The sequence below is a fragment of the Caulobacter sp. B11 genome (assembly GCF_002737765.1).
Lineage (GTDB): Bacteria > Pseudomonadota > Alphaproteobacteria > Caulobacterales > Caulobacteraceae > Caulobacter.
In genome coordinates, this window is the sequence record NZ_PEGG01000385.1 from 1 (window position 1) to 2,394 (window position 2,394).

The 2,394-nt window shown below is 67.8% G+C and carries 3 protein-coding genes; all 3 read right to left on the reverse strand.

Going from position 1 to position 2,394, the window contains the following annotated elements:
- The coding region (locus CSW58_RS13210; RefSeq protein ID WP_143755220.1) for a hypothetical protein at positions 1–376 on the reverse strand (376 nt) is incomplete at its 3' end.
- A 352-nt stretch (positions 377–728) separates the two neighbouring features.
- Positions 729–1,010: a terminase gpA endonuclease subunit gene (locus tag CSW58_RS15860; RefSeq protein ID WP_255406590.1), complete on the reverse strand. Its 282-nt coding sequence runs from the start codon at positions 1,008–1,010 to the stop codon at positions 729–731.
- Positions 908–2,394 (reverse strand): terminase gpA endonuclease subunit (locus CSW58_RS13220; protein WP_201721679.1); only part of this gene is annotated, 1,487 nt, incomplete at its 5' end. The genes CSW58_RS15860 and CSW58_RS13220, both read right to left, overlap by 103 nt.

Here is a 2,394-nt window from a genome sequence, read left to right on the forward strand (position 1 = left end):
CCTGGGCCCAGGGCTCGTTCTGCAGCAGCTCGCGGGTGCGGGCGACAGCCAGGTCACGCGACCATAGCCAGCCCGAGTCGGCCGACTGTTGCGGCGGCATCCAGCCGCCGACATCCTGACCTGAGGTCTGGCCGGCCTTGTAGCCGGAACCCAGGCCCGATCGCGCCGTCGCGATTGGCCATGGCCTTACGCGCGGCGCCGATGCCCGGAGGCAGGCGCGCGCCCGTCGGGCCAGCAGCGAGCGTTCCGCCACGATCAGCCTCCGAAGGTGGAATGATGGCCCGCCCGACACCCGGCCGCCGCCGAGCCGCCGCAGGACGAGGCGGCACTCATAGATCGCCCGCACCAGGGTCTCGGTGCGAGACCGGGTCGGCATATTCGACCCCACCGACCTCGTACTTGACCGACTTGACGCGCTCGCGCTCAGGGCCGCGGATTCCGCCGCTCAAGGGCGGCCAGGCGCGCCTGCGCCAGGGAGGGATCGTCGCGCCAGCTGGCCATCAGTGTCCTCGTCCTTGGCGCGCCAAACGCAACAGGGGGTGGTCGGTCGACGTGTCGGCCGGCTCGGCCGCGGAAGGTCGCGAACGGGGTTCGCCTCAAGCGGGCCGCCGGGCACAATCGCGGCAAGCCTTGGGGCGTCGGTCCAGATGCCTCGAGCGGGAGCTGACCGTCGCGGGAGGGCTCGCGCCGCCGCGAAGCGATCAGCCGCGCCCAGTCGTTTTCAGTGATCACGTCGGCAGGAAGACCAGGCATGGCGTGGCAGTAGACGCCATGTCGAGCTGCTCGTTGCGAACGCCCTTCAGCGGTTCCCAGACCTCGACCTTTCGGCCCTTGGACTGGTCGGCGGGCAGAAGCACCTCAGAGGTCATCTGCTGGAAATCCAGCTCGGTCGCAGTGCCTTCCAGCGTCACCGATCCAGGCAGGTGCTGACCCTGCTCGATGCCGGCCAGGGTTTGGGCCAGGCCAAAATAGATGTCCTTTTTGACCTTGTGCGTTCCGACCAGGAACAGCTGAACCTCGCCGACAACCCGGCGGCCGATCTTGGCCTTGCGGCGGTGCCGGCCTCGATCGGAAAGGCGTCCTTGCCGCCGCGTTCGGATGCGCCCTTGAGGGCCATGACATTGGGGCGGCCGGAGCAGAACACATAGGCGCGGTTGGTATGGTGGCCGCCGGTGTCGACACCAAAACGGTCGAAGCCCAGAGGACGGCAGGCCGGGCCCTCGTAGGTTCGCTTGCTGATTTCGGCCAATTCGCTCCAGGCACGGGGATCGACCGGCGGGATCGGAATGACGCCGCTGTCGATGCGCGCATAGCGCCGGCCCTTGGCGCCCTCGGGACCAGGCCCAGCCGGGCCGCAGACCCAGGCGGCCCATTCGAGGCGGTCGCCCTGGACGTCGGCCGCGCCAAACAGAGCCCAGGCCCAGTCGGGGATTTTGCCGCGCTCGACCCCGGCGATCCGAGCGGCCTGGTCGCGCAGTTCGAACAGTCGCTGGGTGGCGGGCCGGTCATAGGCGGCCTCGAACGGAAGCCCCAGAACCTGCTGCCAGAAGGTGACCAGATCTTCGGGATCGCCCGACGCGGCGGCCTCGTCGAATTCAGAAAAGATCCGCGCCCAGGTGGTGAACGGCGAATAGGCTTGCCAGATGCCGTCGAACGAAGGCTCGCGGCCGTCTAGAAACGCACCCTTGTGGTCAGGCCCTCGGCGGCTCAGCCAGTAGTCCCAGTCATCGACAGGGATGCAGGGCGGCGGGGCGGGATTGTCGCTCTCTGGGTCAGGCGTTCCGTCAGGTCGCAACCGCTCGAAACAGGCCAGCCAACCGCCGTGGCCGGCGTCGGCCTGTTCGAGCATCCAAAGCTTGTGCTCATGGCCGATGCCCTTGCCGCATCCATTGGCCTGGCAGAGGAAATAGGGCCGCTGGCCGTCGTGCTGCATGTTCTCCCAGAGCAGCAGCTGGCGGGCGCCGCAGTGGGGACAGGGCAGATAGTAGCGCTCGCAAGTTCGGCGCTCGACCTCCTCGGTGACCTGGCAATCGCCGACGAACTTCGGCGTGCCGCCGCCGAGCTCCTTGGCGTCGTCGCCCCAGGCCAGGGTTCGGCCCCGGCCCTGGCGGATCGGTGAGCCGCGCCCGCCGACATCCTTGGGATAGGACGACGGCTCTTCGAAGATCAGCAGGCCGATGTCGGACTGCTGCAGCTGACCTTCGGAGCCGGCGTTGACAATCTTGAGGAACCCGCCCCGAAATCGCTTGTGGTACTTGGTCGAGCTGTTCTCGGCCCCGGCCTTCACAGCCATGATCTTGAGGCCGACCTTCGGACTGGCCCGGACGTTGGGCGAGAAGATCTCCTTCTCGAAATCCTTCTGCTTCTGGTCGCTGGCGCAGATCACCATGATCG